General features: G+C 69.7%; 24 protein-coding genes and 1 tRNA gene. 12 read left to right on the top strand and 13 right to left on the bottom strand.

The window, feature by feature from the left end:
• Positions 1-104 precede the first annotated feature (104 nt).
• The 3 genes from O7608_RS11180 to O7608_RS11170 all read left to right on the top strand — a co-directional run bounded on the left by O7608_RS11180 (position 105) and on the right by O7608_RS11170 (position 1,594).
• Positions 105-800, top strand: coding sequence for a winged helix-turn-helix domain-containing protein (locus O7608_RS11180; RefSeq protein ID WP_353850522.1), 696 nt, complete (start codon positions 105-107; stop codon positions 798-800).
• Between the two features lie 76 nt (positions 801-876).
• Positions 877-948 (top strand) — tRNA-Arg (locus O7608_RS11175).
• A gap of 274 nt (positions 949-1,222) precedes the next feature.
• Positions 1,223-1,594 carry a GntR family transcriptional regulator gene (locus O7608_RS11170; protein WP_353850561.1) on the top strand — a complete coding sequence of 124 codons (372 nt, stop codon included), beginning with the start codon at positions 1,223-1,225 and terminating at the stop codon, positions 1,592-1,594.
• Between the two features lie 9 nt (positions 1,595-1,603).
• Here O7608_RS11170 and O7608_RS11165 read toward each other — a convergent pair.
• A protein-coding gene (locus O7608_RS11165; RefSeq protein ID WP_421357131.1) for an IS3 family transposase occupies positions 1,604-2,772 on the bottom strand; the annotation gives its coding sequence in 2 pieces (ribosomal slippage) (positions 1,604-2,517 and positions 2,517-2,772; 1,170 coding nt in all).
• Between the two features lie 227 nt (positions 2,773-2,999).
• Entirely contained in the window at positions 3,000-3,887 is an 888-nt protein-coding gene (locus O7608_RS11160) for an SAM-dependent methyltransferase (protein WP_289209886.1), read from the bottom strand.
• 213 nt (positions 3,888-4,100) lie between these two features.
• Between O7608_RS11160 and O7608_RS11155 the strand changes: the two genes are divergently transcribed.
• Entirely contained in the window at positions 4,101-4,550 is a 450-nt protein-coding gene (locus O7608_RS11155; RefSeq protein WP_289209885.1) for an SCP2 sterol-binding domain-containing protein, read from the top strand.
• 35 nt (positions 4,551-4,585) lie between these two features.
• On the opposite strand, the gene O7608_RS11150 is transcribed toward O7608_RS11155, so the two are convergent.
• Positions 4,586-4,852, bottom strand: coding sequence for a helix-turn-helix transcriptional regulator (locus O7608_RS11150; RefSeq protein WP_289209884.1), 267 nt, complete (start codon positions 4,850-4,852; stop codon positions 4,586-4,588).
• 84 nt (positions 4,853-4,936) lie between these two features.
• Here O7608_RS11150 and map point away from each other — a divergent pair, with 84 nt between their 5' ends.
• Positions 4,937-5,734, top strand: a complete 798-nt coding sequence (map, locus tag O7608_RS11145; protein WP_289209883.1) for a type I methionyl aminopeptidase — start codon at positions 4,937-4,939, stop codon at positions 5,732-5,734.
• Between the two features lie 96 nt (positions 5,735-5,830).
• A complete protein-coding gene (locus tag O7608_RS11140) occupies positions 5,831-7,531 on the top strand; it encodes a glucuronyl esterase domain-containing protein (RefSeq protein ID WP_289209882.1) in 1,701 nt (566 codons plus the stop codon).
• A 4-nt stretch (positions 7,532-7,535) separates the two neighbouring features.
• Here the strand turns inward: O7608_RS11140 and O7608_RS11135 are convergent, their stop codons facing one another.
• Positions 7,536-8,405 (bottom strand): AfsR/SARP family transcriptional regulator, encoded by an 870-nt coding sequence (locus O7608_RS11135; RefSeq protein ID WP_289209881.1) that lies wholly within the window; start codon positions 8,403-8,405, stop codon positions 7,536-7,538.
• Positions 8,406-8,714: 309 nt separating this feature from the next.
• On the opposite strand from O7608_RS11135, the gene O7608_RS11130 reads away from it, so the two are divergent.
• Positions 8,715-9,149, top strand: a complete 435-nt coding sequence (locus O7608_RS11130) for a hypothetical protein (protein ID WP_289209880.1) — start codon at positions 8,715-8,717, stop codon at positions 9,147-9,149.
• Between the two features lie 40 nt (positions 9,150-9,189).
• Here the strand turns inward: O7608_RS11130 and O7608_RS11125 are convergent, their stop codons facing one another.
• From O7608_RS11125 to O7608_RS11115, 3 genes are all read right to left on the bottom strand, one after another.
• Positions 9,190-10,074 carry an IS3 family transposase gene (locus tag O7608_RS11125; protein ID WP_289209879.1) on the bottom strand — a complete coding sequence of 295 codons (885 nt, stop codon included), beginning with the start codon at positions 10,072-10,074 and terminating at the stop codon, positions 9,190-9,192.
• Positions 10,075-10,174: 100 nt separating this feature from the next.
• A complete protein-coding gene (gene tnpC / locus O7608_RS11120) occupies positions 10,175-11,578 on the bottom strand; it encodes an IS66 family transposase (protein WP_289208516.1) in 1,404 nt (467 codons plus the stop codon).
• 45 nt (positions 11,579-11,623) lie between these two features.
• Positions 11,624-11,902 carry a transposase gene (locus tag O7608_RS11115; RefSeq protein ID WP_289209878.1) on the bottom strand — a complete coding sequence of 93 codons (279 nt, stop codon included), beginning with the start codon at positions 11,900-11,902 and terminating at the stop codon, positions 11,624-11,626.
• Between the two features lie 310 nt (positions 11,903-12,212).
• On the opposite strand from O7608_RS11115, the gene O7608_RS11110 reads away from it, so the two are divergent.
• The 3 genes from O7608_RS11110 (at position 12,213) to O7608_RS11100 (ending at position 16,252) form a co-directional block, all read left to right on the top strand.
• Complete coding sequence (locus O7608_RS11110) at positions 12,213-12,806, top strand: hypothetical protein (protein WP_289209877.1); 594 nt, start codon at positions 12,213-12,215, stop codon at positions 12,804-12,806.
• 167 nt (positions 12,807-12,973) lie between these two features.
• Positions 12,974-14,500, top strand: coding sequence for a catalase (locus O7608_RS11105; RefSeq protein ID WP_289209876.1), 1,527 nt, complete (start codon positions 12,974-12,976; stop codon positions 14,498-14,500).
• 201 nt (positions 14,501-14,701) lie between these two features.
• Positions 14,702-16,252: an NCS1 family nucleobase:cation symporter-1 gene (locus O7608_RS11100; RefSeq protein ID WP_289209875.1), complete on the top strand. Its 1,551-nt coding sequence runs from the start codon at positions 14,702-14,704 to the stop codon at positions 16,250-16,252.
• Here the strand turns inward: O7608_RS11100 and O7608_RS11095 are convergent.
• A complete protein-coding gene (locus O7608_RS11095) occupies positions 16,144-16,818 on the bottom strand; it encodes a TetR/AcrR family transcriptional regulator (protein WP_289209874.1) in 675 nt (224 codons plus the stop codon). The two genes, O7608_RS11100 and O7608_RS11095, sit on opposite strands and share 109 nt — an antisense overlap.
• A 146-nt stretch (positions 16,819-16,964) precedes the next feature.
• On the opposite strand from O7608_RS11095, the gene O7608_RS11090 reads away from it, so the two are divergent.
• The gene (locus O7608_RS11090) at positions 16,965-17,798 is read left to right on the top strand and encodes an alpha/beta fold hydrolase (RefSeq protein WP_289209873.1); all 834 of its coding nucleotides are present in this window, start codon (positions 16,965-16,967) and stop codon (positions 17,796-17,798) included.
• Between the two features lie 70 nt (positions 17,799-17,868).
• On the opposite strand, the gene O7608_RS11085 is transcribed toward O7608_RS11090, so the two are convergent.
• Both O7608_RS11085 and O7608_RS11080 read right to left on the bottom strand, forming a co-directional pair.
• Positions 17,869-18,243 carry a sensory rhodopsin transducer gene (locus tag O7608_RS11085; protein ID WP_289209872.1) on the bottom strand — a complete coding sequence of 125 codons (375 nt, stop codon included), beginning with the start codon at positions 18,241-18,243 and terminating at the stop codon, positions 17,869-17,871.
• Between the two features lie 124 nt (positions 18,244-18,367).
• A complete protein-coding gene (locus tag O7608_RS11080) occupies positions 18,368-18,646 on the bottom strand; it encodes a type B 50S ribosomal protein L31 (protein ID WP_289209871.1) in 279 nt (92 codons plus the stop codon).
• A 149-nt stretch (positions 18,647-18,795) separates the two neighbouring features.
• Between O7608_RS11080 and O7608_RS11075 the strand changes: the two genes are divergently transcribed.
• Positions 18,796-19,089, top strand: coding sequence for a hypothetical protein (locus O7608_RS11075; protein WP_289209870.1), 294 nt, complete (start codon positions 18,796-18,798; stop codon positions 19,087-19,089).
• Here O7608_RS11075 and O7608_RS11070 read toward each other — a convergent pair.
• The 3 genes from O7608_RS11070 to O7608_RS11060 all read right to left on the bottom strand — a co-directional run bounded on the left by O7608_RS11070 (position 19,074) and on the right by O7608_RS11060 (position 23,404).
• Positions 19,074-20,729 carry a TIGR03773 family transporter-associated surface protein gene (locus O7608_RS11070; RefSeq protein WP_289209869.1) on the bottom strand — a complete coding sequence of 552 codons (1,656 nt, stop codon included), beginning with the start codon at positions 20,727-20,729 and terminating at the stop codon, positions 19,074-19,076. The two genes, O7608_RS11075 and O7608_RS11070, sit on opposite strands and share 16 nt — an antisense overlap.
• A complete protein-coding gene (locus O7608_RS11065; RefSeq protein ID WP_289209868.1) occupies positions 20,729-21,844 on the bottom strand; it encodes a WxL protein peptidoglycan domain-containing protein in 1,116 nt (371 codons plus the stop codon). Before O7608_RS11065 ends, O7608_RS11070 begins: the two co-directional genes overlap by 1 nt.
• Positions 21,845-21,934: 90 nt before the next feature.
• Entirely contained in the window at positions 21,935-23,404 is a 1,470-nt protein-coding gene (locus tag O7608_RS11060; protein WP_289209867.1) for a choice-of-anchor M domain-containing protein, read from the bottom strand.
• Positions 23,405-23,436 lie beyond the last annotated feature (32 nt).

The following is a 23,436-nucleotide window of genomic DNA, read 5'->3' as shown; positions in this document are numbered from 1 at the left end:
AACGGGCGATAAACCTACTTCAGACACTTTGCCGGACTCTACGGTCTCAGACGTTTTCTGGCTAGATATCGCTACCGTCCTGATACAGCATCGTTGGTCCTGACGTGGGGGCAGTTCTTAGTGACACTCGGAAATCGATCACGAGCTGGTGCCGGCGGCACACGCTCGGCGGTGACGGCGCGGTGGCGGCCCGCCGTCGCGGAACACGTACCGGTGACGCTGGCGGGCTGACACCGGATCAGGAACTCGAACTCATCGACATGCTGCGCGGGCGTTGGCCCGAGGAGCTCGACGTCGACGACGAGTTGTGGAGCCGCCGTACCGTCGGCACGCTGATCGAACGCCGGTTCGGGCTGACTCTTGGCCCGACCGACGTCGGCCACTACCTCGACGCCTGGGGGTTGGCACCCCGACGGCCGGCGGAGCGGGCCTGCGGGCTCTGTGTCGACGCGGTCAACGCCTGGATGGAACGGGTCTACCCGGAGGTCCTGCGGGCCGCCCGGGACCACCGTACGGATCTATGGTGGTTGGGGCGGACCCGGCTGCACGGCACGGCCCCGGCCGCCGACGTGCTGTCGGCCGCCTCGGTACGCGGCCAGATCCGGTTCATGATCCTCACGCCGTCGGTCGAACCACCGCTGCCACGCGAGTTCCTGCTCCGACTGTGTGGACCCGACCGGCGCGGCGCGCATCTCGTGGTGGACGGCTCCTGGGCCAGCTCCGAGCTGCCGCGCCGGCTGCCCCGCAGCATCGTCGCGCACCTGCTGCCGAGCTGCGCCCGGCCGGCCCGCGCCGCGTGACGGCCGGCGTCGGGACACGCCCTGATACCGATTCGGCAACCCGGGTAGGGGTTTGCTAGTCTTCGTGGGTCGCTGAGCCCCCGTAGCTCAGGGGATAGAGCACCGCCCTCCGGAGGCGGGGGCGCAGGTTCGAATCCTGCCGGGGGCACACTTGCCAAAGAACCCTCGACTTGCACAACAAGGCCGCTAACCAGGGCAATCCTGGTCAGCGGCCTTCATCGTCTGTCCGGCTGTGTCCGGCCGTCACCGGCCCTTGGCGAGCATCTGTGCCGAACACGTGCAGAAGTTCGGCACGGTCTCAGTCGTGGCCCGGTACCCGTTCGATGCGCTGCCGCAGCGCCGTCTCTCCCCCGTCGAGACACTCGGCGTAGATCCGCAACAGCACCTCAACGGACTAATATCCCGCCCACTCGGCGACTGACCTGCGCCTGAGGATCCAGACGGGCGAGTTGCCACCCGGTGGCAAGCTGCCATCGGAGCGGGACCTCGCCGCCAGCTACGGCACGGCACGCAACACCGCCAGGGAAGCGATCAGCATCCTGCAAGGGGAAGGCCTGGTCGTCGCGCAGCACGGGCGAGGCGTCTACGTCCGCCCCAACCGGCCCCTGATGCGCCTCGGAGCCAACCGCTACTCCCGCCAGCTGCGCAACGAAACGGGACTGTCGCCGTTCCGCATCGAGGTCACGAAACAAGGCCGCGTACCCCGGACCGAATGCCGGTCGGTCACCCGCGACCAGCCTCCACCGGACGTCGCCGAATGGGCTGTGTCAAGGATCTTGGACAGGTCTTCGTAGGTTTGCTGGTCAGGCGGCTATCAGGGCCTGGTAGCCGGTGAGGGCTTCGGCCGGGGTGCGGTAGTCAAGGCTGGAGTGCAGCCGTTGTCTGTTGTAGAACACCTCGATGTACTCGGCGACGGCGAACCGGGCGCGGGCACGGGTGTCGAAGCGTTCCCGGTGGTACATCTCGTTCTTCATGGTGGCGAAGAACGATTCGGCGGCGGCGTTGTCCCAGCAGACACCGGTACGTCCCACGCTCACCCGCACCTGGTTGTCGGCGCAGTGGCGGGCGAACCTGGCCGAGGTGTACTGCGCGCCCCGGTCGGAATGGAACACCGCATCCGGGCGGACGTGGCCGTGTCGGATGGCCATGGCCAGGGCGTCGACCACCAGGCTCGTGCGCATGTGCTCGGCGGTCTGCCAGCCCACGACCATCCGGGTGGCCAGGTCGATGACGGTGGCCAGGTACAGCCAGCCCTCACCCGTCCTCAGGTAGGTGATGTCGCCGACCAGGCGGGTGCCCGGGGTGTCGGCGGTGAAGTCCCTGTCGATCAGATCCTTCGCGGTGACCGGGTCCCGGCCGGGCACCGTGGTCCGCTTGTACGCCCTGGGTTGACAGGCCCGCAGGCCGAGCTCGCGCATCAGGTCGGCGACGAGCCCGACGCTGCACGCGACACCCTTGCGGTTGAGCGCGGCGGTCACCCGCCGGCAGCCGTAGGTGCCCCGGGAGGCGTCGAAGACCCGCCGCACGTGGTCGGCGAGGGTCCGACGTCGGGCGGCGGTGACCGTCTCGGCGCGTTCCCGCCAGGCGTAGTAGGTGGAGCGGGGCACGCCCAGCAGGCGGCACATCCAGGCGATCGGGTAGGTGGCCTTCTCCGCGTCGATCACCGCGCACCGCAGGGCTACGGGTGCGTCCGGGCGAAGAAGGCCGCGGCTTTTTTCAGGAACTCGTTCTCCATCCGCAGGCGGCGGATCTCGTCTTCCATCTCCTTCACACGGGTGTCCTCGGTCCGGTCGGTGTGCGGCGGTACGGGCGTGGCGTGTTCACGGCGCCAGGTGTTGACCCAGTTGCCCAGGGTGGCTTCGTGGACCTCCAGATCACGGGCCACCGCGGCGATCGGTCTACCGGTCTCGACGACCATCTGCACAGCCTCGGCCTTGAACTGCGGACTGTATCGACGACGTTGCTCGGACATGGATCCATCCTCTCAACTCGGAGGACATGTCCAAGATCCTTGGTACACCTCAGTGCCCGTCATCGTGCTGCTACACGCCTCCTACGACAACGACGGCTTCCCATTCGAAGCAACCCGATACATTATGCGCTCCGACGCCATGAGAGTTCAGTACCTGGCGATGGTCGCTGCCTGATCTTCGGGCAGCCCGGCGCGCTGGCGGCCGGAGCACGGCAAACCTTCTGCGGTCAGGTCCGTTCGAGGACCAGCAGGCGGTACTCCAGCCAGCGCCGCGACAGCCCGGTCTGCAACGCCGAGCCACCGATCATGTTGGCCCAGAAGGGCGTGCCGACCAGCCGGTCACGCATCCGGGGCACGACTGTAGCCGCGCCCAGCACCACGTCGATCGCCCGGTCGCGGGGTCGGCCCAGCCGGACGTGTGCGGTGAGGTCCAGATCCTCGACCAGCCGCAGACCTGCGGGTTCACCCATGGCGGCGAACTGCGCCACGGTGTGCAGGCTGCCGATCCGCCAGCCGGCGCGGAACTGGTCCAGGCACCGTTCGCGGGCGGCGAGCCCACGGTCCTTGTCGGTCATCCAGTCGTCGCAGACGATCAGGCGACCGCCTGGACGCAGGCGCGCGGCCAGCGATGGGACCAGCTCCGCCAGCGACGGGGCGTGGACCATCGACTCGATCGCGACCATCGCGTGGTAGAGCGGCTCGGCGGGAAGCTGGGCGAAGTCGCCGCAGACGACCTGGCACCGGTCGGTCAGGCCCTCGGCCGCCAACCGCCGCTCGGCGATCTCGACCTGCACCTGACTTATCGTCACGCCGGTCACCTGGGCGTCGATGGCGTGGGCCAGTCGGACCACTGTCGCGCCTACTCCGCAGCCGAGGTCGAGCACCCGCCCCTCGCCCGTCGGCACGTGGCCGCTGAGGCGCTCGACCAGCAGGCGGTTGACCGCGTCGGCGGCCTCGGTGGTGTTGGTGACGCCCGGTAGCCACAGGCCACGGTGGATGGCGTCGTTGCTGGCGCTCTCGCCGAAGCGCAGGAACCGCCGGGTGTTGGCGTCGTAGTAGTCGGCCACCCGGGTGACATGTTCTGCGGCGGCATTTCCGGGCGAATCAGAACCCATCGGCGCAACCTACCACGGGCCACACCGGCGGCGACGCGCCTGCCCGGGCGGTGCCACTATGGCCGTAGGTGACCGTCGGTGCCGGGCACAATCGACAGCACGTACCCGTGGTGCGCACGGTGGGAGACCCGCCGCAGGTCCGGCACCAGAGACACTGAAACGTGCAGGCCGGGTCAGCGGAGGCCGGGGCCGGGGAACGTCGGGAGGCGACCGATGTCCATTCACGAGGTGGATCCGGCGGTGGCGGATCCGGTGGAGTTCGCCCGGTTGGTGAAGCGGACCCCGGTGGAGGAGCTGCGGCAGGTGCTCGCCGGGCAACGGCGGGACGAGATCCTGCACGGGCTGCTGCGCCGGATGCCGGAGGCGTTGCGCACCGACGTCGCGCGCGGCACCGAGGCGGTGGTGCACTGGAGCATCGGCGGGCGCCCCGACGGCCGCTACGACGTCCATCAGATGGTGATCAGCGACGGCCGGTGTGTCCTGTCGGCGCAGCCGGACCAGCAGCCGAAGCTGACGCTCACCCTGGCCGCCGTCGACTTCGTCCATCTGGTGACCGGCAACGCGCGGGCCGTGATGCTCGTCATGAAGGGCAAGCTCAAGACGCGGGGCGACATCGGCCTGACCGCCAAGTTCCCGAACCTGTTCCAGGCGCCGAAGCCCTGAACCGCCCGGGCGCGGCGGTCGTCCGGCACCGCAGGTCAGGACGCCCTTCGGACCGTTGGGGTGGACCGCCAGGCGGCGGCGAGATCGACCAGCGGTACGCCGAGGACCTCGCTGAGTGCGACGACGATGCCGAACGACGGGGCCGGCAGCCGGCCGGTTTCGATCTTGCGGAGCGTCTCGGGTGAGATGCCGGCTGCCAGTGCCACGTCGAACAGTCCGCGATCGCCGCGCGCCGACCGTAGTGCGACACCGAGGCGGCGACCGGCCTCGATCTGTTCAGGCGTGAGTGGGCGGCGAACCATGACAGTACGGTAGGTCAGGGCCGCACGGGCGGCAACGTCGACACGACATGGTATAAATATACCAACTGCCGACGGAGGGTCACCGTGATCGAGCTCAAGTCTCCCCGCGAGATCGAACGTATGCACGTCACCGGCCAGTTCGTCGCCGAGGTACTCACCCAGCTCGGCGAGATGGCCGACGTCGGGGTCAACCTGCTCGACCTGGAGCACCACGCCCGGTCACTGATCGCGGCACGCGGCGCGGAGTCCTGCTACTGGGACTACGCTCCATCGTTCGGCAACGGGCCGTTTCGCAACGTGCTGTGCCTGTCGGTCAACGACGCGGTCCTGCACGGGCTGCCGCACGACTACGTCCTGCGCGACGGCGACGTGCTGAGCATCGACATGGCTGTCGGCATCGACGGCTGGGTGGCCGACTCCGCGCGTACCGTGATCGTCGGCACCCCGGCCGACGACGACCTGCGCCTGGTCGAGGCCACCGAGGTCGCGCTGGCGGCGGCAATCGGGGCGGCGCGACCCGGCAACCGCCTCGGGGACGTCTCGGCCGCGATCGGCGAGGTCGCCCGGCGGTACGGCTACCCGGTCAACCTGGAGTTCGGCGGCCATGGACTCGGCCGCACGATGCACGAGGCACCGCATGTGCCCAACGACAGCCGCCGGGGCCGGGGCATGAAGCTGCAACCCGGTCTGACGATCGCGATCGAGCCGTGGTTCGCCAAGACCACCGACAAGATCGTTTTCGACGCCGACGGCTGGACGATCCGCTCGGCCGACGGTTCGCGTACCGCCCACTCCGAGCACACCGTGGCAGTGACCGAGGACGAGCCGTTGGTGCTGACCAGCCGCCCGGGCGGCGGGGACACGACCCCACAGCAGTATTGACACGTTTCGCTGGGCTACCCGAAACTAGAAAGATGGTTATATCGGTGATCATCAATTGATTGCCGTACGCCATCACCTAGTCAGAAGGAGAGCCCCGTGAGCATCAGCTCGGGCCGATCGAAGGTCCGTCCGACGGTCGTCATGCTGTCCGCCGCAGCGCTGACGATCGCTGCGGCCGCGACGGTGGTGAGCGTCGGCTCCGCCTCCGCCGATGCCGCCGCCACCCCCGGCCTGCTCGTCGCCTCGACCGTCGAGGACGAAGGCGCCGACTGCCCCGTACCCGGCACCGGGCCCGGCTCCTCCGCCCGGCTGCCGGACCCCTTCCGCAAGGCCAACGGCACCCGCATCACCACCAAGGCCGACTGGCGCTGCCTGCGCGCCGAGACCCGCGAGCTGGCCGAACGCACCGTGTACGGCGACAAGCCGGCCAAGCCGGCCACCGTCACCGGAAGCGTGTCGAGCAGCAGCATCACGGTCAACGTGTCCCACCAGGGCCGCAGCGCGAGCTTCTCGGCCAGCGTCCAACTGCCGACGAGCGGCGGCTCCGGACCCCACCCGGCCGTCATCGTCTACGGTGGATTCGGTGCCGACACCGCCACCATCCGCTCCGCCGGAGCGGCCGTCATCAACTTCGACCCGGCCTCGGTCGCCCGTGAAGGCACCTCCCGGAGCAACAAGCAGGGCGCCTTCTACACCCTGTACGGCGCGACCAGCAGCACCGGCCTGCTGATGGCCCAGGCGTGGGGGGTCAGCCGGATCATCGACGTCATCGAAGCATCCGGCGGCAACATCCTGCGTACCGACATCGGCGTCACCGGCTGCTCCCGCTACGGCAAGGGTGCCTTCGTCGCCGGCGTGTTCGACCAACGAATCGCGCTGACCATGCCGATCGAGTCCGGCAGCGGCGGGGTCGCGGCCTTCCGCAGCATCGCCACCGAAAGCGGCGCGCAACCGCTGAGCAGCGCGTACGGCGAGCAGCCGTGGCTCGGCGACGCGTTCGGCTCGTACACCGGCAACCCGGCCGGCCTGCCGGTCGACACTCACCAGATGGTCGGCATGATCGCCCCGCGCGGCCTGTTCGTCATGGACAACCCACACATCGACTGGCTGGCCCCGACGTCCGGCAGCGTCGGCGCCCTCGGCGGCGCGGAGGTGTACCGGGCGCTCGGCGCGATCGAGAACATCACCTACTGGTCCGCCGTCTCCGACGGCACCCACTGCGCCTCCCGGTCGGAGTGGCGGACACCGTTGCAGCAGCACATCCAGAAGTTCCTGCTGAAGACGGGCAGCTCCACCGGTACGTTCCGGATCGCCAGCAACCGGCAGGGCAACCTCGCCCAGTGGCGTGACTGGACGACGCCGACCCTGGCCGATGGCCCGACCACCCCGCCACCGACCACCGCACCGCCGACCACCGCTCCCCCGACGACCCCGCCGCCCACGACGGCACCGCCGACCACCACGCCGCCCACGACGCCACCGCCGCCGACCACTCCGCCACCGAGCGGCGGCTGCACGGCCACCGTCTCACTCAACCAGTGGAACGGCGGATTCGTCGCCACCGTACGGGTCACCGCCGGGTCGGCGTCGATCAGCGGCTGGACGGTCTCGACGACCCTGCCGTCGGGCGCGACCGTCACCAACGCCTGGAACGCCAGCCGCAGCGGCAACAGCGGCGCCGTCCAGTTCACCAACGTCAGCTACAACGGGTCGGTGGCCGCCGGCCAGTCGACCGAGTTCGGCTTCCAGGGCACCGGTACGGGCTCAGGGATGTCCCCGACCTGCGCCGCCCGGTAACCTGTCACCGGACCACCACAGGGCCGGTCCGCGTGTGGAAGGTTGCCGCCTCCACACCCGGGCCGGTCCGCCCCCACCAGAATTCCCTCATCCTGCTGGGCACAGGTGGGTGTCGGCCGGCGTGGTGAGAGTCGGAATCGGCTGCGAGTATCCGCTGGTGCAGCCGTTGCAGCTCGGGGCTGGGGTCGGTGCCGAGTTCCTCGGCGAGGTGGCGACGGACCCCGGCGTAGTGCCGCAGCGCGTCCGCCGGACGGGAGACCGCACACAACGCCTGCATGTACGCCGCTTGCAGCGACTCGGCCGTGGGATGCTCGGCCACCGACTCGGCAAGCCGGGGCAGGGCCCTACCCGGGTCACCGGCCCGCAGGCAGGCCAGCGACCAGGCGACCAGGGCCTCCAGATGCTGCTGCAGCCACCCGTGCCGCACCCTGACCGCCCACTGGCTGTGCAGGTCGGCGAGGGGTACGCCGCGCCACAGCTCGAGTGCCTGACCCAGCAACGCCGCGCGGTGCTCCGCTGACCGGTCCGCCCGGCGGCCCTGATCGACCAGTTGTCGGAACCTGATCACGTCGACCCGGTCCGGATCGAGGTCCAGCCGGTAGCCGCCGGAGCATCGGCGGACCGCCGCCGGCGGAACGGTCGACGGGCTCCGGCTGGTCAGCAGGCTCCGCAGTCGGCTGAGGTAGACCTGCAGGGTCCGCCGGGGGTGATCCGGCGGCTCGTCCCACACCCGGTTGATCATGCTGGTCACGCTGACCGGCCGGCCGGCCTCGGCCGCCAGTACGGCGAGCACCAGTCGCTGCCGGGGCGGCCCGACATCGAGCGCCTGCGCACCGGAGACGACGCTCACCGGACCCAGCAGTCTGAGTTCCATTCCCTGCCTCCAAGTTGTGATCATTCATCGGCTGCACCAATTACCACTTTGAATGCCCGCCACCGGTTCCAATTGATCCACTATGGATCTTTTCTGGCTCGACCGGCCCCGCGTATGACATCGAGAGGTACGCCCAACACGTCCGAACAGGATCTTGATCTATCGATACCGCCTGGGCTGCGGCGCAACACTCCTGCAGCAAATCAGCAGGCCGCCCGGCCGATGCTTCATCCAACGGCGGCCCGTGAATGCATCTCAGCAGGGTCACGGTTCGGCCGCCAATTCGACATCACGCCGAAGGAGCGTCCCATGCCCACAGGAACGATCGACAGAATCGGCGGCGGAGCCGTCATCCGGCGTCTGGCCACCGGCCTGGCCGTAGCCGCAGTGGCGCTGACCAGCGCGCTGGCCCTGGCCAGCCCGGCGGCGGCGCAGGAGCCGAAGGACGCTGCCCCGGGCACCGTCCTCGTCCTCCCGTCGGCGCCCGCCGACACCGGGGCCAGCAGCCTGGCGGCTGCCTCGCCGACGATCTCACCCGCCGCCGCCCGGGTCCGGTACTTCGCACCGGGCAGCACCGCCAGCTGCCCGAGCGGAAACCTCTGCCTCGCCGTGTGGAACTCCCCAGGGTCGAACTGGAAGGTCTTCGACCTGTACTACTGCCATCGGTACGCCCTGTCGAACTGGTACGGCCAGGGCCATTGGGTCAACAACCAGACCGGCGGCGCCACCGCTTACGCGTACTGAGGGGCCTCGCGTTTTCCGGACAGTGGTTCGGCCGGTTCTTTCACGCCGCGATTTGAAGGTTCTCGAACTCTGCGTGGACTTCCCGGGGAGGTCGGTAGCCCACCGCTGAATGCAGACGCTGACGATTGTACCAGAATTCGATGTAGGCAGTAACGTCCCGGCGTGCCGCCTCACGAGTGGGATACTTCACACGCGACACGCGTTCGTTCTTCAGCGCACCGAAGAACGATTCCGCCATCGCATTGTCGAAACAAGTTCCGGTCCGGCCAGCAGATCGCCGCAACCTCAGATCCCGCAGCGTTCTGCCGTAGTCGTCCGACATGTAGTTGCTGCCCCGGTCCGAATGAAAGATGGCGTTCTTCCTGAGTTCGCGATTCCGGGCGGCGTTACGGATGGCGCGGGATATCAACGGCGTCTGGTAGTGGTCGTCCATCGCGTATCCGATGACTTCCTTCGTGCAGCAGTCGATGACGGTCGCCAGATACAGCCACCCCTCGCCGGTCGGGATGTACGTGATGTCGCCGACGAGCTTCTCGCCAGGCGCGTCGGCGGTGAACTCCCGGCCGACGAGGTCAGGCACCGTGCCGGACGACGACTGGGTGAGACCCCACCGCCTCGGGCGGGGCTGGCACGGCACGAGCCCGAGCTCGCGCATCAGCTGGCGGACGAGTTCCGGCCCGGCGGACACGCCCTGGCGCCGCAGTTGCGCGTGGACACGTCGATGCCCGTAGGTGCCGTCGGACGCGGCGAACACCTCCTCGATGGCCGATCGAAGGTGGGCGCGGCGGGTGGCGGTCGCGGAGTCGGGGCGGGTTCGCCATTCGTAGTATCCGGACCTGGACACGCCGAGTTGTTCGCACATGAAGTCGACGGGGTAGGCGTACTTCGCGGTGTCGAGTCGCATCGTCTCGATGAACTCGTACAAGCTCGTTACCGAGGGTCCTTCGCGAAGTACGCCGCGGCTTTTTTCAGGGTGACTGGATAGGTGCGTGGGACCTTGGAATACCGCAAGCGCGCGAGGTGGGTTAGGCGGTTGTGGGGATCCAGGGGCTGCCGGCGGCGGCTCGGGTGAGTGCGTCGAGCATGTTGATGCCGTGTCGGGTGGCGGTGGCGGCGTAGCTGCGGATCGCGGCGAAGTGTTCGGCTCCGGTCATGGTGCGCATGCTGCCGGAGACCTTGATCCGGAGTTTCGGCATGCGGATGGTCCGCTCGGCCGGGTTGTTGTCGAACGGCACGGCCGGGTCGGTGAGGAACCGCAGGTAGTCGGCGCGTCGGTCCCGTAGTCGCACGAACAGGGCGTGGTACTTGCGGTGCAGCTTGTCGGTGCGGGTGGCGGTGGCTGCGGCGCCGAGCACGACGGCCGAGCGCAGCAGGTGGGTCTGTTCGGCGAGGTCGGCCGGGTCGGGTTCGCAGCCGTCGGCGCGGGCCGTGACCGTCAGGCGGTTCAGGTGCCGCAGGGCGTCGATGGCCTGGCCGGCGAGGTCGGCGACCTGCCCGGTGGCGGTGTCGACCACGTAGACCAGTTCCCGCAGCACGTGGGCGTTGCACAGGGCGTGCCGGGCGGTGGTGTAGGTGTCGTACGGGGCCCACGCGTCGTGCACGGCGGTGCCGGTGTATCCGGGTAGCACGCCGGCGTCGTCCATTGCGGCGGTGCCGCGCCGGCGGTGCACGGTGAGGAACACGTCGGTGGGTGTGGAGGCGGAGTGCAGCCAGGCGAGGCGGCCGTCGACGCGTATGCCGGTCTCGTCGAAGTGCGCGACCGGCGCGTTCTTGATGCGGTCGCGGATGACGGGGAGCACCGTGTCGATGACGCCGAGGGCGGTGCGGGTGACCCAGGCGGTGATGGTGGCTGGCGCGACGGGCAGGCCGAACAGGTCACGGATCGCGTCGGCGGTGCGGCCGATGGACAGGAACTGTCCGTGGAGCAGGTAGACGCCGATCGCGGCGATCCGTGGTCCGTAGGCGGCGGGCGCGGTGGCCCCGGCGGGTGTCGCGGCGGTGGTGTGGTGCCCGCACGGGCAGGCGACGGTGACGATCTGGTGCTCGGTCACCACGACCCGGGGCTGGGGGATGTCGAACACCTGCCGGCGGGTGACCGTCACCTCGGCGGGGTCGGTCAGGCCGTCACCGCAGCCGCCACAGATGTCCGGCACGTGCCGGACGATCACGTCCGGATCGGCCACCTGGGACAGGGTGGTGCCCTCGCCCCCGGTGGGGCGGCCCGGCCGGCGACCCGAACGGCCCCGCAGCGACTTCGGCGCCGGTTTGGCCAGCCCGTCGCTCGACGGCGGTTTCGACGAGTTGCTCGACGACTGCTTCAACCGGGCCTCAAGCTCAGCGATCCGCGTCAGCGCCTGCTCCAGCCGTGCGGCCAGCCCGGCGTTCAACGCCAACAACTCGTCATACGACGGCGGCGGATCGGCGGGCATGGCTGGTCAACCTACCAGCCTCCACAGCAGACAGCATCACCGGGATCAGGAACCTATCCAGTCACCTTTCAGGAAGCTGTTCTCCATTTCGAGTTCCCGGTTGCGACGTTCGAGTTCCTTCAGTCGAGCGCGCTCGTCGACGCCGATCGGTGGGCTGTCCTGGGCGCCGCTGTTTTCCCGCCGGTACTGGCGGACCCAGGAACGGAGCGTCTCCGGGTGAACGTCGATCTCCCGGGCAACCTGCGACACTGGCTTGTTCGACTGTAGAACGAGTTGCACTGCTTCTTCACGGAACTCTGGGGTGTATGAGCTTATGCGTGCCATCGCGCTTCTTCCCTCGACTTTCCTTACAGGGTAACCTTATTGGCTCCCTGTCCGGAATCCTCGGGGCACCTCATACGGCCAGAGTTTCAACATCCTCGTCTCGTTCCGTCCCGGTTACAGCGGCACGATCAGCAGCTGGACGCCGGTCTGGTACGTCCGCAACTGCTGAGCTGGAACTTCGTCCGGCAAGCGGCCCGTGCTGGTCGGGACCTTGGTCCCGGCCAGCACGGGTGTTCCGCCTCAGGTGCCGGGACCTGCCACCGCGGGAAGCTGATCTCGTCACAGAGGCAAGCGAGTCGCGGAGGCGACAATGACCACCCAGCACACCACCCACCGATCGATCGAACGGCCCCTCGAGCACGCCGAACTCCCCGGCCACATGCTCACCAGCACCGCCGCCCGGATCATGGCCGTGCTGCGGATCTCCACCGGATTCGTCTTCCTCTGGGCGTTCCTCGACAAGACCTTCGGCCTCGGCTACTCCACCCCGGCCGAACGGGCCTGGATCAACGGCGGCTCGCCGACCAAGGGCTTCCTCTCCTCGGTCGAGGTCGGCCCGCTGCAGTCGTTCTTCCACGCCATCGCCGGCACCTGGTGGGCGAACACCCTGTTCATGGTCGGCATGGGCGCCATCGGCGTCGCGCTGATCGCCGGTGTCGGACTGCGGATCGCGGCCGGTTCCGGCGCCCTGATGATGATCTTCATGTGGCTGGCCGAGCTGCCGCTGGTCCGGTTCACCGCTGGCGGCGAGCCCACCGGCTCGACCAACCCGCTGGTCGACTACCACATCCTCTACGCGGTCGTCGTGGTCGCCCTCGCCGCCGCGTACGCCGGACACACCTGGGGTCTCGGCCGGCTCTGGGCCAAGCTCCCCTTCGTCCAGCGCCACCGCTGGCTGATCTGACCTGCCACGGAGGGTCGACCCTCCCCCCGGCCCTCCCACCCGGTGCGCCCGGACCGAGACCTCGGTCCGGGCGCACCGGCGTTCGCGCGCCGACAGGGCTGAGATGGTCGTTGGCCGGGTATGGGGTGCGTAGCGCACACGCGACCGAGCCGACCCGAGGAGCCATCGTGACCGACCAGCGACAACGCCCACCGACCACCACCGACGCGGGGGTGCCGGTCGCCAGTGACGAGCACTCGCTGACCGTCGGCCCGAACGGACCGCTGCTGCTGCAGGACCACTACCTGATCGAGCAGATGGCCACCTTCAACCGGGAACGGATCCCGGAGCGGCAGCCGCACGCCAAGGGCGGTGGCGCGTTCGGCACGTTCACGGTCACCGGCGACGTCAGCGCGTACACCCGGGCGTCGGTCTTCCAGCCGGGCACCGAGACCGGGGCTGTCGTCCGGTTCTCCACGGTCGCCGGCGAGCGGGGCAGCCCGGACACCTGGCGCGACCCGCGCGGCTTCGCCGTCAAGCTGTACACCACCGACGGCAACCTGGACATCGTCGGCAACAACACGCCGGTCTTCTTCATCAAGGACCCGATGAAGTTCCAGCATTTCATCCGGTCCCAGAAGCGCCGGGCGGACAACAACCTGCGCGACCACGACATGCAGTGGGACTTCTGGACCTTGTCGCCGGAGTCGGCCCACCAGGTGACCTGGCTGATGGGCGACCGGGGCATCCCCCGCACCTGGCGGCACATGAACGGCTACGGCAGCCACACGTACATGTGGATCAACGCCCGGGGCGAGAAGTTCTGGATCAAGTACCACTTCAAGACCGACCAGGGCATCGAGTTCTTCACCCAGGACGAGGCCGACCAGATGGCCTCGGCCGACACCGACTACCACCAGCGGGACCTGTTCGAGCACATCGCCGACGGGCAGTTCCCGTCCTGGACGCTGCAGGTGCAGATCATGCCGTTCGAGCATGCCCGCACGTACCGGTTCAACCCGTTCGACCTGACCAAGGTCTGGCCGCATCGCGACTATCCGCTACGCGAGGTGGGCCGGCTCACCCTGGACCGCAACGTCACCGACTACCACACCGAGATGGAGCAGCTGGCCTTCGAGCCGAACAACGTGGTGCCGGGAACCGGCCTGTCGCCGGACAAGATGCTGCTGGCCCGCGGCTTCAGCTACTCCGACGCGCACCGGGCCCGGCTCGGGGTCAACTACCGGCAGATCCCGGTGAACGCGCCGAAGGTCCCGGTGCACAGCTACTCCAAGGACGGCGCCATGCGCGTGCACAACGTCACCGACCCGGTGTACGCGCCGAACTCGTACGGCGGTCCGGTCGCGCAGCCGGGTCTGACCGACGACGGTGGCACCTGGTACGCCGACGGCGACATGGTCCGGGCCGCGTACACGTCGCACGCCGAGGACAACGACTGGGGTCAGGCCGGCACCCTGGTACGCCAGGTGCTCGACGACGCCGCCCGGGACCGGCTGGTCGACAACATCGTCGGGCACCTGCTCAACGGGGTGAGCGAGCCGGTGCTGGCCCGCGCCTTCGCGTACTGGCGCAACGTCGACAAGAACCTCGGCGACCGGGTCGAGGCCGGCGTACGGGCCAAGCAGGGCGAGAAGGATCCGAAGGCCGCCGACCAGGCCAATCCCGCCCGGTCCGGCATGCAGGCCAAGGCCTGAACCCCGGTGGTGGTACGGCGGACCGCCCGGTTCGCCGTACCACCACCTCGGCGGTGCCGCTGTAGATCACGAGTCGAACGGCATCCACCGGCCCCGATATGAAGATTTAACCGAACAGGTACGCGGCACGCGACGGTCCGGCACTAGCTTGAGCCAACCCTGCAGGACGCCTCCGGATCCGACGCACTCCCAGGAGAAGCCGTGTCCGCTGATTCGCCCTCCGCCGTGTCCGTCGTGGGCGGTGCTGGCGACGATCCGCATCCGAGTCTGCACAACGACGACCTCGCGCCGCTGCCGGCGGCGCAGCGCCGGTGGGGCTGGTTCGAGATCTTCAACGTCTGGACCAACGACGTGCAGAGCCTCGCCGGCTACACCCTGGCGGCCAGCCTGTTCATCACCGCCGGGATCAACGGTTGGTGGGTCTTCGCCGCCATCGTCCTGGCCGGACTGTTCGTCAACTGGCTGGTCAACCTGACCGGTACGCCGAGCGTCCGGTACGGCATCCCGTACGCGGTGATGGCCCGGGCCAGCATGGGTGTGCGCGGCGCGACGTTCCCCGCGCTGATCCGTGGCATCGTCGCCATTTTCTGGTACGGCGCACAGACCTACTTCGCCTCGACGGCGGTCGCACTCGCGATCAACGCGGTCCTGGGCGGTCCCGACGGTCCGCCGCTGTTGCTCGGCATGACCGGCGTCGACTGGGTGTCGTACCTGATCGTCGCGGTCATTCAGATCCTGCTCTTCGTCCGGGGCATCGCCTGGATCGAGAAGTTCCTCAACGTCGCCGGCCCCGCCGTGTACGTGGTGATGGTCGCCCTGCTGGTGGCGATCTGGGTGCAGGCCGGCGATGAACTGCTGCCGGCGGTCAGCGGCATCTTCAGCAGCGCCGACGTGCAGGGCTGGGCGGTGGTCACGGCGTTCCTCGGGGTGGTCGGCACGATGGTCGCCTACTTCTCGGCGGTGATCATCAACTTTGGCGACTTCTCCCGCTTCTCCCGGACCGAACGCGGGATGAAGGTCGGCAACTTCACGGGTCTGCCGCTGAGCCTGGCGTTCTTCACCTTCCTGTCGTTGTTCATCACGGCCGGCGCCTACGTGGTGTACCAGGACGGGCAGGGCGATCCGCTGACCAATCCGGCGGACATCGTCGGGCAGGTCGGCGACACCGCGTTGACCGTCGTCGCCGCGTTGACGTTCCTGGTCGCGACGATCGGCATCAACCTGGTCGCGAACTTCATCCCGCCCGCGTACGACCTGTCGAACCTCGCACCGCAGCGGATCAGTTTCCGACGCGGCGGCTACCTGACCGCACTGTTCGGCTTCGTCATCGGCGCGCTGTGGGTCGCGGTGATCGATCAGATCGGGCTGCCGAAGTTCGTCGACACGCTGGGCGCGGTGCTGGCGCCGTTGTACGGCATCCTGGTCGCCGACTACTACCTCGTGCAGCGCCGCGCACTCCTGGTCGCCGATCTGTACAGTATGGATCCCGCCGGCCGGTACCACTATGTCGACGGCTGGAACGTACGCGCGATCGGCGCGTTCGCCGTGGCGGCCGTCTTCTCGGTGGCGACGGTGTGGGTGCCGTGGCTGGCGGAGTTGAGCGGCTTCGCCTGGGTGATCGGGGCGGTGATCGGCGCGGTGCTCTACGTCGCAGTCATGCGCGTCGGGACGCCGTCGGGTGGGCCGGCCGTGCCGGTGAGCCCGGCGCCTGCGGATGCCTCGCCGGCCGATGCCGGGTCGACGGCGGGGTGACCGGCGAGCGCGGCGTCGATCAGGGTCCGGGCGGCGGCGCGGGCCTGGCCGGCGGCGGCGTTGCTGCCGGCGATTGCGGTGGTGGTCTGCGCCCCTTCGGCGAGGATGGCGAGTTGGGCGGCGAGGCTGGCGGGGCCACCGGCCTCGGCGACCAACGCGGCGACCCGGTCCTGGAACTCGGCCTTCTGCGCCCGGATGATCCCGGCGATCCGGGGGTCGACGCCGCCGAGTTCGCCGAAGGTGTTGATGAACATGCAGCCGCGGAAGTCGTCCTCGGCTGACCAGCGGGCGAGCATGTCGTAGATGGCCAGCAGTTTGTCGCGGGCGGCCGCTGGCGTGGCGACGGTCTGCTCGACGAGCCGGTTCCACGCTTCGCGTTGCCGGTGGAGCACCTGTTCGACGATGGCGTCCTTGGATCCGAACAGCTGGTAGAGGCGTTTGAGCGAGACACCGGCGGCGGTACGCAGCGTGTCCATCCCCACTGCCTGCACGCCTCGGGTGTAGAACAGCTGGCTGGCGGCGGCCAGCACCTGTTCGCGTGCCTCGTCGTCGGTGGGTCCCGGCATGTTTCCTCCTGCTGTGCGATCGCCTGGTGACGACTGTCACCGTCCGGTTCGCCCCGCACCACTGGCGGCGGAGAACGCTCGTTCTCTACGCTACCCCCAGGACACCGGAGAACGATCGTTCTCTGGAACACGACACGGAGGCCGTCATGCCGTACATCACCGTCGGGACCGAGAACACCGCCAGCATCGACCTGCACTACACCGACCAGGGCACCGGGCAGCCGGTGGTCCTGATCCACGGCTACCCGCTGGACGGCGACTCCTGGGAGAAGCAGAGCGCGGAGCTGCTCGCCGCCGGCTACCGGGTGATCACCTACGACCGGCGCGGATTCGGCCGGTCCAGCAAGCCCAGCGTCGGCTACGACTACGACACCTTCGCCGCCGACCTGAACACCGTGCTGGAGACCCTCGACCTGACCAACGTCGTGCTGGTCGGGTTCAGCATGGGCACCGGCGAGGTCGCCCGCTACCTCAGCCGGTACGGTTCGGCCCGGGTTGCCAAGGCCGCCTTCCTGGCCTCGCTGGAGCCGTTCCTGTTGCAGACTGCGGACAACCCGACCGGCGTGCCACAGGAGGTGTTCGACGGCATCCTCGCCGCCGTCACCGCCGACCGGTACGCCTACTTCACCGATTTCTACCGCGACTTCTACAACACCGACGAGACGCTCGGCGGCCGGCTCTCCGAGGAGGCCCTGCGCAACAGCTGGAACGTCGCGGCCGGTGCCGGCTGGTTCGCCTCCAGCGCGGTCGTGCCGACCTGGCTGACCGACTTCCGCGCCGACATCGACCGGATCGACGTACCGGCGCTGATCCTGCACGGCACCGCCGACCGGATCCTGCCGATCGACGCCACCGCCCGCGAGTTCCACAAGCGACTGCCGACCGCCGACTACGTCGAGATCGACGGGGCCCCGCACGGCCTGCTCTGGACCCACGGCGCCGAGGTCACCACGGCCCTGCTCGCCTTCCTCGGCAAGTAGCCCAGGCGCCGCCGGGCGAGGGGGCCCGTGCGCGACAGGACAGGTGAGGGCAGGGCCGGGGGGCCTGCCCTCACCCGGCGTACGGGGTCACGTCGGTCAACGCCACCACCCCCGACAGCCGGGTGTCCTGCCGCTGGAACTGCACCACCACCGGCTCCGACGAGGTCAGCACGCAGCCGAAGGGTCGGCCCAGCCGGATCGGCTCCGGGTCGACGAGGTCGTTGAGCCGGGCGTGCCGGATCCGGCGGGCCCACACCACCCAGCGGTACGGCCCCGCCGGCTCCTGGTCGTCGTAGTACACGGTCAGCTCGACCTCGGCGTCGACGTCTCCGGCGTTGAGCAGGCAGAGCTGGTCGAAGCTGGTGAACTCCGGCTCGTCGCCGTTGCTGACCAGCGGAATCCGCCCGCCGGCCACCACCCAGGTGCGGGCACCGATGCCAGCCATCACGCCTCCTCGCCGACCACTGCAGGCAGCCCAGTCCGCGACCCACCAACGCCTGCCGGCTACCCGGCGCCCCGCCCGGCAAACCGGCCACGACCGCACCGCCGGACCTGACGGCCGCCGTGCGTCAGCCGCCAGCGGCGTCACCCTGCTCCGGAGGCTTGCGCCTGGCGTACTTGGCGCGGAACTTCTCCACCCGGCCGGCACTGTCCAGCAGTCGTTGCCGGCCGGTCCAGAACGGGTGGCTGGCCGAGGAGATCTCCACGTCGACCACGGGGTACGTCCGCCCGTCGGTCCACTCGATCGTCTTCTGACTGGTCGCGGTCGACCGGGTCAAAAATGCGAAATCCGCACTCCGATCCCGGAAAACCACATAATTGTACTTGGGGTGAATATCGGGCTTCATCCTCCGGAACCAGCCTTCCTGGCAACACTTGATAATGATAGTCATTTTAACAAGGCGTCGCCACCCGCGAGAGTCGGGCGCGGCCACGCCGGATGGCCACCGAAGATGTATGCTCGTATCGCGATATGAAGATACATGAGGAGGCATCGATGTCCCACGCAGTGCACACCGAGCACCCGCACAGCCACTCCGCGACCTGCGGACACGCCACCGTCAGCCACGACGGACACCTGGACTACCTGCACGACGGGCATGTCCACCACGAGCACGCCGGGCACTGGGACGAGTGCGGGACGGACCAGCACGTGACAGCCGAGTCACATGGCGACCACACCCACGGGCCGGACTGTGGTCACGAGATGGTGCCGCACGGCGACCATCAGGACTTCGTCCACGCCGGGCACCGGCACGCCGCACACGGTGACCACTACGACGAGCACTGAGTCGGCTGCCGTCGACGCGCGGCGAGCAGCACCAGCACGCCAGCGATCAGCAGGGTGGCGCCGGTGGCCGGCAGATGCCACGACGATCCGGTCCGAGGCAGTCTGTCGTCACCGGAACCACCGCCACCCGGGTTGTCGCCGCCACCCGGATTCCCGCCCCCGGGTCCGAAACCGGTGTCCGGGTCCGTCGCGTCACCGACCGCCAGGGTCAGCGTCCGGGAGTCGGTGACCGTCGACCCCGACGTCGTCGTAGCCGACATCTCGAAGGCCAGTCGGTAGATACCCGGCTCGCTGAACGCCCAGTTGCCGTGCGCGTGCGTGTTGATCGGCACATCGAGTCGCTGTGGCAGCCGGTCCGCCGAGTTGAACAGCACCTCGGACTCGCCGAACGACCCGGTGAGGAACAGGACGAACCGGCCGGGACCGTCGACGCCGGCCAAGGTCCAGGTGACCTGGCCACGGACCCCGGCCACCACCGACGGATGCTGGGTGTTCCAGCCCGGCCAGACGATCCCGGAGCGCTGCCCCTGCGGCAGCAGCCACACCTCGTCACCGGGGGCACCGAGGAAATCGGCGTTGTCCGGAACGGTGATCTTCGCGTTGTCCTTGACGTGCAGCACCACGTCGGCGAGCTCACGCCACACCGGGGGTGAGACGGTGTCGTCCTTGAGCCGGATGGTCCAGTCCGCACCGGCGAGTTCCGGGCCCATGTCGACGTGACCGTCGTCGATGACCACCCGTGACCCGTCCTGCTGCGCCGCGGCGGCGAGCGCCGGCGCGGCGCTGGTCGCCGCCGGCGCGGCACCCGCCGCCAGCGGCTGCGCGGCGGGACCGGTCGCCGCCGCGCCACGCGGCGCGCTGCCGCCGGTGGCGGCATCCGATGCCCTGGCCAGCTCCGCCGCAGGAACGGGAGCCGGGGCCGGGGCCGGGCGCGGATCATCGAGGGCGGGCCGGGCCGCATCGAGCGGCGGCACCAGCACCCGGTAGTCGGCGTCGGCCGTCACCACGGTGCCGTCGGCCAGGGTCGCCGCCGCCGACAGCGTCAGCCGGTACTCGCCTGCCGCGTCGAAGAGCCAGACCACCCCGCCGGTCCTGGTCGCGGCCGGCAGCCGGGCGGTACGCGGCATGGCGTCGAGGGTGCCGAACAGCGGCGTCGGCTGGCCGAGCCCACCCAGGGTGTACGCGGCGAATCCCCCCGGGCCGTCGACCTCGCGCAACGACAAATCGACCGTGTCACCGCGTACCGCCCCTGCGGGCACCGCCCGCGTGTCGAGGTACGGGAAGTCGGTGTCGCCACCGGTCAGTGCCCACACCGGCCGGCCGGCCGCGCCGAGGAAGCGGAACGCCGGATGGTCCGGGGTCCGCACCACCACCCCACCGGTCGGCCCGAGAACCACCCTCGCCGGCTTCCGGTCGGGCCCGGACACCTCGCGGGTGACCACCGACAGCGTTGCGCCGTCGAGCGTGACCGCTACCAGGTCGGCACCTGCCGGATTCACTAACGCCGGCGGATCGGTCGCCGGCGCGGCGGTCACCTGGGCCGGCACGGTCAGGGCCGCGGCCAGCGCCGATACGGCCAACAGCGCGGCGTACCGGCGTCGGGTCGCCGTACCGGTCGGGCGGTGGATCGTCGTCGTCATCAGGTTCCCTGGGTCGTCTTCTCGTGATTGGCATCGGTGACCGCGCGGTCGCGGGCGGCCTCGGCCCGGCCCTGTTCGCGGGCGGCGGCGACCGCCCGTTCGAGCTGGGCGGCCCGGCGCCGTCGGGCGCGGCGACGTCGGGCGGCGGCCAGCCAGCCGGCCAGTGCGACGACCAGCAGGATCACCAGCTGCGACCACGGGACGGCCCACAGGCCGACCTCACGGGTCACGGTCGCCGGCGCCGGGTCGAGCACCTCGTCGGTGACGGCGGTCGGTGCGAGGGTGAGTCGCGCACCGAGCCGGAACATCGGCGGTACGCCGTCGACCCTGATCGTGGTCCGGAAGCTGTCACCGGGCAGGATCTCCGGCAGCGGATCCGCCGCGACGCTGCGCCCGGCCAGCCCGAACGGTCCGGTGACGGTCAGCTGCGGGCGCCCGGTGAGCCGGACGTTGCCGGTGTTGCGGACGGTGAAGCTCGTCGTGACGGTGCCCCCGCCGATCGGGTTCCAGGTGCCGTCGTACGTCGTCGACAGATCCACCATGTCCAGTCCCGGCTGCAGTTCTCCGGTGACCCGCAGGTAGATCCGCGAGCCGACCCGGTGGTCGACGGCCACCTGGTTGCCCTGGGCGTCGGTGCCGGTGGCGGCGAGTGAGGCGACGATGCCGCCGGGGTGGTCGCCAGGGGTGGCGTTGTCCGGTACGGCGATGGTGAACGGTACGTCCAGCCGCGACGTCGACGGCACGGTGAAGGTGCGGGACTCGAAGGTGACCCAGGAACCGACGTCGACCGGTTCCCCGGTCGCGGGCAGCAGGTCGAAGCCGCCCTGTTCGGTGGTGAACGCGTCGCTGGCGTACACGTCGAGGGTGATCGGCTGGTCGGAGTGGTTCGTGATCGCCACGTAGTCGGTGAGGGTGGCGCCCGGGTCCAGTTTGTACTCGAATGCCGGCCGGCCGTTCGGTCCGTCGGGGCTGGACGGGGCGACACCCCAGGTGAGCGACTGCGCCGCGACGGGCGTGTGGCGCGGCGATCCGGCCGGGACCGTTGCGGTGGCCGGGCCGGTCGCCGCGACGGCGGCGACGAGGAGTCCGGCGAGCAGGGCTGCTGGCGTACGCATGCGGGGTGGGTCCGTTTCGCGGAGGGGGCGGGACGGGCCGGGCGACGACCGGCACGGTGCCGTCGCCCGGCCCGTCACCGGGCGCGATCGTCAGATCGCGGTGAGGGTGAGGGTCGCGGTGTAGGTGCCGGGTGCGGTCTCGGTCGGCAGCCGCAGCTGCAGACCGGCACCCAGGGTCGCGGTGCCCCGGCCGGCGCCGGTCGGCGCCGAGCCGAGCACGGCGCTGCTGCCGAGCCCACCGCCGACGCCGACGACGTACGGCTCGACGACCGGTCCGGCCACCACGCCCTGACCGGTGGACTGGCTGGCCACCTGCGGAGTCCAGCCGAGGTAGCCGGAGCTGAAGGTGGCACCGTCGGGTCCGGTGAAGGTCTCCGGCAGCTGGCCGGAGGCGCTCCAGCCGGGGGTGCCGGCCCGGGTGTCCGTGACGGTCACCGGACGCAGCGTCCCGGTGCTCTCCCAGCTGTCACCGCTGCTGGTCAGCTGCGCCGGTGGCAGGACGACGCTGCGGTCGTCCGGGTCGACGCTGATGACCAGCGCGCCCTGGGTGGGGTCGATGGACGCGGTGATGGTCTGCGAGGCGCTCGGGTCGGTCGAGGTGAAGGCCACCCAGAGCCAGACCTCCGCGCTGGTCGCGACCACGCTGTGGTTGTCGTCGTAGAGCTTCACCTGGTATTCGCAGGCGTTGAGCTCACGGGTGGCGGTGAAGCTGTAGGACGCGCCGGCCTCGCCTGCAATGATGGCGAAGTCGTCGGATCCGGGGCAGCGGCTGAACCAGTGGTAGTGGTCCAGCGCGGTCTGCGGGGTCTGCACCGCCTGCAGGGTGACGGTGTCGCCGGGCTGGTACTCGTCGGCCATGCCGGCGATGCTCAGTACGGTGTCCGGGCCGGTGCCGCCGAGCTCGCCGACGACGAACGAGTAGTCGACCGGGCCGGTGCTGACGGTGGTGCCGTCGGTCAGGGTCGCGTCGGCCTGGAAGGTGAGTGTGTAGTCGCCCTCGGCGCTGAACGCCCAGTTGGCGTGGGCGTGGGTGCGGATCGGTACGGTGATCGTGTCCGGCAGGCCGTCGTCGCTGCGGAACTTCATCAGCGGGCTGCCGAAGCTGTCCTGAGTGAACACCGAGACGTTGCCGGGGCCGGCGACGTCGACGAGGCTCAACTGGACCTGGTCACCGGCGAAGGTACCGGCACCGAGGGTCGTGGTGTTCCAGCCGGGCCAGAGCAGGTTTGGGTCCTGGGTGAGCGGCAGCAGCCAGATCTGCGAGCCGGCCGGGCCGAGGAAGGCGAAGCGGGGGTCGTCCGGCACCGCCATCGCGGCTTCGGGCAGCACCTGGAAGATCACGTCGGCCGGGTCGTGGCTGACCGACGGGCTGACCGTGTCGTCGTGGACCTCCAGGGACAGTTCGCCGTCGTGGTAGTGGATGTCGACCGCGTCGGTGTGGCCCTTGGCGAGCACCACCTTGTCGGCGGCGGCCGCGGCGGTCGGCGCCAGCAGCACGCCGCCGGCGATCACCGCCGCTGCGGCCAGGGCCGCGAACCTGCGGGCACCTGTCGAACTCATCGTTGTTCCTCCCCTCGCCCGCACCGCGGACC

This window comes from Solwaraspora sp. WMMA2056 (assembly GCF_030345095.1).
GTDB lineage: Bacteria > Actinomycetota > Actinomycetes > Mycobacteriales > Micromonosporaceae > Micromonospora_E.
Note: the sequence above shows the minus strand (reverse complement) of the source record. Positions and strands in the feature narration are given on the sequence as shown.

Bases quoted from the DNA above. Each gene is read 5' to 3' on its own strand.
- O7608_RS11155 (WP_289209885.1), top strand. From the start codon at position 4,101: ATGTCCATTCACGAGGTGGATCCGGCGGTGGCGGATCCGGTGGAGTTC.
- O7608_RS11115 (WP_289209878.1), bottom strand. From the start codon at position 11,902: ATGGCACGCATAAGCTCATACACCCCAGAGTTCCGTGAAGAAGCAGTG.
- O7608_RS11160 (WP_289209886.1), bottom strand. From the start codon at position 3,887: ATGGGTTCTGATTCGCCCGGAAATGCCGCCGCAGAACATGTCACCCGG.
- O7608_RS11060 (WP_289209867.1), bottom strand. From the start codon at position 23,404: ATGAGTTCGACAGGTGCCCGCAGGTTCGCGGCCCTGGCCGCAGCGGCG.
- O7608_RS11065 (WP_289209868.1), bottom strand. From the start codon at position 21,844: ATGCGTACGCCAGCAGCCCTGCTCGCCGGACTCCTCGTCGCCGCCGTC.
- O7608_RS11075 (WP_289209870.1), top strand. From the start codon at position 18,796: ATGTCCCACGCAGTGCACACCGAGCACCCGCACAGCCACTCCGCGACC.
- tnpC (WP_289208516.1), bottom strand. From the start codon at position 11,578: ATGCCCGCCGATCCGCCGCCGTCGTATGACGAGTTGTTGGCGTTGAAC.
- O7608_RS11095 (WP_289209874.1), bottom strand. From the start codon at position 16,818: ATGCCGGGACCCACCGACGACGAGGCACGCGAACAGGTGCTGGCCGCC.
- O7608_RS11110 (WP_289209877.1), top strand. From the start codon at position 12,213: ATGACCACCCAGCACACCACCCACCGATCGATCGAACGGCCCCTCGAG.
- O7608_RS11090 (WP_289209873.1), top strand. From the start codon at position 16,965: ATGCCGTACATCACCGTCGGGACCGAGAACACCGCCAGCATCGACCTG.
- O7608_RS11070 (WP_289209869.1), bottom strand. From the start codon at position 20,729: ATGACGACGACGATCCACCGCCCGACCGGTACGGCGACCCGACGCCGG.
- O7608_RS11080 (WP_289209871.1), bottom strand. From the start codon at position 18,646: ATGAAGCCCGATATTCACCCCAAGTACAATTATGTGGTTTTCCGGGAT.
- O7608_RS11150 (WP_289209884.1), bottom strand. From the start codon at position 4,852: ATGGTTCGCCGCCCACTCACGCCTGAACAGATCGAGGCCGGTCGCCGC.
- O7608_RS11135 (WP_289209881.1), bottom strand. From the start codon at position 8,405: ATGGAACTCAGACTGCTGGGTCCGGTGAGCGTCGTCTCCGGTGCGCAG.
- O7608_RS11130 (WP_289209880.1), top strand. From the start codon at position 8,715: ATGCCCACAGGAACGATCGACAGAATCGGCGGCGGAGCCGTCATCCGG.
- O7608_RS11085 (WP_289209872.1), bottom strand. From the start codon at position 18,243: ATGGCTGGCATCGGTGCCCGCACCTGGGTGGTGGCCGGCGGGCGGATT.